This window comes from Frankia tisae, assembly GCF_025403405.1.
Classification (GTDB): Bacteria; Actinomycetota; Actinomycetes; order Frankiales; family Frankiaceae; genus Frankia; species Frankia tisai.
The window spans coordinates 1-3,597 of record NZ_JANEZT010000511.1 but is presented as its reverse complement, the minus strand read 5'-3'; the positions used below and the strand labels follow the sequence as shown (position 1 = coordinate 3,597).

Genomic DNA, 3,597 nt, shown 5'->3' with positions numbered 1-3,597 from the left:
CGCCACCTTCGGGTTGGACTGCCCACGAACCAACCCGAACACCTCATAACCCTTCGCGGTCAACAACTCACCCAGATACAACCCGTCCTGGCCGGTAATCCCGGTAATCAGCGCACGCGGCACGTCGTCATCCTTTCTTGCGCCGGCCGGGCGGGCGGCGGCGTTCGTCGTCGCGGGAAACGGTTCCGATCAAGCCCGGGGGGCACCGGGGCTGCACACCGCCTCGACGCCGAGCGCGTCAGCCGCGGCGAGCGTCGCCCGGCTCGACGCGAGCAGTTCCGCGGTCACCGCCGTGTCGCCCCCGCGGCACATCCGCAGAAAGGCGGCCGCGGCGTCGCGATGTCCCTTGTCCTGGGCCCCCTTCCACACCGACCGGCCGTCGACGACGAGCTCCCGGTAGTCGTCGATGCGGGCGTGGCGGGTCCCCGCCAGGGCCTCCACCTGTTCCTTGCGGGCTCCACGGGGCCGGGCGGAACTGTAGGCCACGGTCGACAGCGACCCGTCGGCGTGCCGCAGCGACACTGCAAGGTCGGAGGCGAGCAGCAGCTCGACCTCCCGCCCGGCGAGCGCCGCGACCGCCTCGACCTCGCTGCCGGCGAGCGCCGCGCAGGTGTCGACGAAGTGGCACACCTCGCCGAGCAGGCGACCCCCCTGAACCCGGTCGTTGTACCAGTGGCCGGCCGGCACCTCGCCGGCCGCGATCCGATAGACGATGGTGAGCGGCCCCGTCCGCGCCGCCAGGGCCGTGCGGGCGGCGCCGACCGCGGGCGAGAACCGCCTGTTGTAGCCGACGACGAGCACACCGCCACCGGCCGCCACCGCCTTCTCCACCCGGTCCAGCTCGTCGAAACTCAGCGCGAGCGGCTTCTCGCACCACACGTTCCGTCCCCGCTCCAGCGCCCGGACGGCGAGCTCGGCATGCGTGGCGTGCGGCGTGGCGATCACGACGACGTCGATGTCGTCGTCGTCGAGGACGGCGTCGGCGCCGGCCACCGCGCCGGCGAAGCCGTGCCGGTCGGCGAATGACCGCGCCGAGCGGCCGCCGGCGGAGGCGACCGTGACGAACTGGTCAAATCCGGCGGCTCGGAACGCGGGCAGCAGCACCGTCCCGGAGAACGCCCCGGCGCCGATCCAGCCCACCCTGCTGCCGCGGCGCCCCGCCGCGGCTCCACGCTGGTGCGGCAGCCCGAGACGGGGACGTGGACGTGGGCGCGGCGCGGGAAGCTGGACTGCATCGCTCGCGACCTGCCCGCCCGCGGCCTGCTCGGGCTGGCGGCTCGCCGGCAGGGTCGAGACCGCGGCCGGGTAGTCGAAGCGGATAGCGAGGTACGGCTCGCTGCGGTCCGCGACGAGCTGGTAGGCCTGCGGCGCGGCGTCGATGGGAAAGGCGTGCGTGACCAGGTCGTCCACGCGTAGCCGGCCGGCGGCGAGCAGGTCGAGCACGGCCTCCTGGTTGCGCCCCTCGGTCCAGCGCACCTGCCCGGCCGGGTAGTCCACCCCCCAGTCCTCGTACCCACGCTCGTAGCGCCCCGGCCCGTAGGAACGGGCGAAGCGCAGGGTGAGCTCCTTGTCGTAGAACGGCGCACGCAGCAGGCCCAGTCCGACGTCGCCGACGACGACGAGCTGCGCGCGGTCGCGGGCCAACGCGGTTGCCCGCATCACCGGCTCCGCCGAGCGGCCGGCCGCGCAGATGAGCACCGCGTCGGCCCCACGACCCCGGCTCCAGGCCCGCACCGCGGCGGTGGTGGCCTCACCGGCCTCGGGGAGTGCGTGCACGCCGACCGCCGCGGCAGTGGCCAGCGGCAGCTTCGCCAGGTCGATGCCGGCCACCTCGCAGCCGCTGGCCAGCGCCAGCCGGGCAGCGAGCTGGCCGACCAGGCCCAGGCCGACGACGACGACCTTCGCCCCAGGCCCGACCTCGGCCAGTCGTAGCCCGTGCAGGGCGACGGAGCCGATCGTGGCGAACGCCGCCGCCCCGGGTTCCACCCCGTCGGGCACCCGCGCGCACAGCAGTCCGGGAACGGCCTGGAACTCGGCGTGGTTGGCCCGACCCGCGCCGCCGGTGGCGACGAGGTCACCGGGGCGGATGCCGGCGACCGCGGAGCCGACCTCGACGACCCGGCCGCAGCCGCTGTAGCCCAGCGGCACGTCGGCGCCGAGCCGGTCGCGGACCGACCGCGCCGCCGGCACCAGGCCGTCGGCCCGAGCCTTCTCCGCCACTTTGCGCACCAGGTCGGGGCGGGCCCGCGCCTTGGCCAGCAGCCCGGATCGGGCGAGTGAGGTGACGGCCCGCTCGGTGCCGGCCGACACGATCGTCGCCGCCGTCGCCACCAGCACCTCGGTCGGACCGATGATCGGCACGGGCACGTCGAGTACCCGCACCGCTCCCCCGGATGCCGCCTGGACCACCTGTTTCATCGCGCGAACCTCCGGTGAGCGTCGGCGAGCCCGGCACCGGCCGGTGGCGGCCGAAGGTCGGCCGCGCGGGACACCCGCACCCGCATCGTGCTGCGCAGTGTAGTTGATGCATTACATTCAGCGATGAACGTCGCTCGTACTCCACCCGACGTGTCAGAGCCGGAGGAACGCCGTGCTGGGAGCGCCGGCCGCCGCGTGCATCGTCACCCTGGCGGCGACCCCGATCGTCACCGTCTGCATGCATCGACTGGCCGCGATCGACGAGGTCACGGCGCGCTCCTCGCATCAGGCGCCGACCCCGCGCGGCGGCGGCATCGCCGTGGTGCTCGGCCTGTTCGCAGGCGTGATCGTCACCGTCCTCACCCGCAGCGGCGCCGACTCCCCCGACCTGCTGCCACTGACCGCCGCGGCCGCCCTGTTCGGGCTGATCGGGCTGGCCGAGGACATCGGCGGGGTCACCGCGATGCGGCGGCTGGCCCTGCACACCGCGACGTCGTTCGTCGTCGCCGCGATGGCGGTGCTGGGCGCGCTGCTCGGGGGCCCGGCCCCGGGCCTGCTCACCGTCCTGCTGGTCACCGTCGCGGCGCCCCTCTGGATCACCGGCTTCGTCAACGTCTTCAACTTCATGGACGGGATCAACGGCATCTCCGCGGTCACGGCGGCGCTGGCCGGCGGGGCCTTCACGGCCCTCGGCGCCGCCCACGACCTGCCCACGGTGACCGCCGGCGGGGTACTCGTCGCGGCCGCGTCGCTCGGCTTCCTGCCGTTCAACTTCCCCCGGGCCCGCATCTTCCTCGGCGACGTCGGCAGCTACGCACTGGGCGCCGTCCTCGCCGTCCTCACCGTCCAGGCGGTGCTCGCCGGCATCCCACCGGAGGCGGCGCTCGCGCCGAGCGCCCTCTACCTGGCCGACACGTCCGCGACGCTGGCCCGGCGGATCCGGGCCGGGGAGCAGTGGTACTCCCCGCACCGCTCGCACGCCTACCAACGGCTGACCATCACCGGCTGGTCACACCCCCAGGTCACCGGATTCGTCGCCGCCACCTCGGCCGTCCTCGTCGTGTTGTCGCTGGCCGCCTTCGGGCCGCCGGCCGGGCGGCTCGCCGCCGACGCCGCCGCGCTGGTGGTGCTGCTGGCCTACCTCGGTGCGCCCCGGTGGGCCGCGGGGCGCACCGAGGT

3 protein-coding genes are annotated in these 3,597 nt (G+C 74.7%); 1 reads left to right on the top strand and 2 read right to left on the bottom strand.

Annotated elements, in window-relative coordinates; all coding sequences use genetic code 11:
• Both NBZ85_RS28965 and NBZ85_RS28960 read right to left on the bottom strand, forming a co-directional pair.
• A partial coding sequence (locus NBZ85_RS28965) for a GDP-mannose 4,6-dehydratase (RefSeq protein ID WP_261560418.1) occupies nucleotides 1-123 on the bottom strand: 123 nt, incomplete at its 3' end.
• 66 nt (nucleotides 124-189) lie between these two features.
• Nucleotides 190-2,418, bottom strand: a complete 2,229-nt coding sequence (locus NBZ85_RS28960) for a bi-domain-containing oxidoreductase (RefSeq protein WP_261560417.1) — start codon at nucleotides 2,416-2,418, stop codon at nucleotides 190-192.
• Between the two features lie 172 nt (nucleotides 2,419-2,590).
• On the opposite strand from NBZ85_RS28960, the gene NBZ85_RS28955 reads away from it, so the two are divergent.
• Nucleotides 2,591-3,597 (top strand): MraY family glycosyltransferase (locus NBZ85_RS28955; protein ID WP_261563128.1); only part of this gene is annotated, 1,007 nt, incomplete at its 3' end.

Bases quoted from the DNA above. Each gene is read 5' to 3' on its own strand.
- NBZ85_RS28960 (WP_261560417.1), bottom strand. From the start codon at position 2,418: ATGAAACAGGTGGTCCAGGCGGCATCCGGGGGAGCGGTGCGGGTACTC.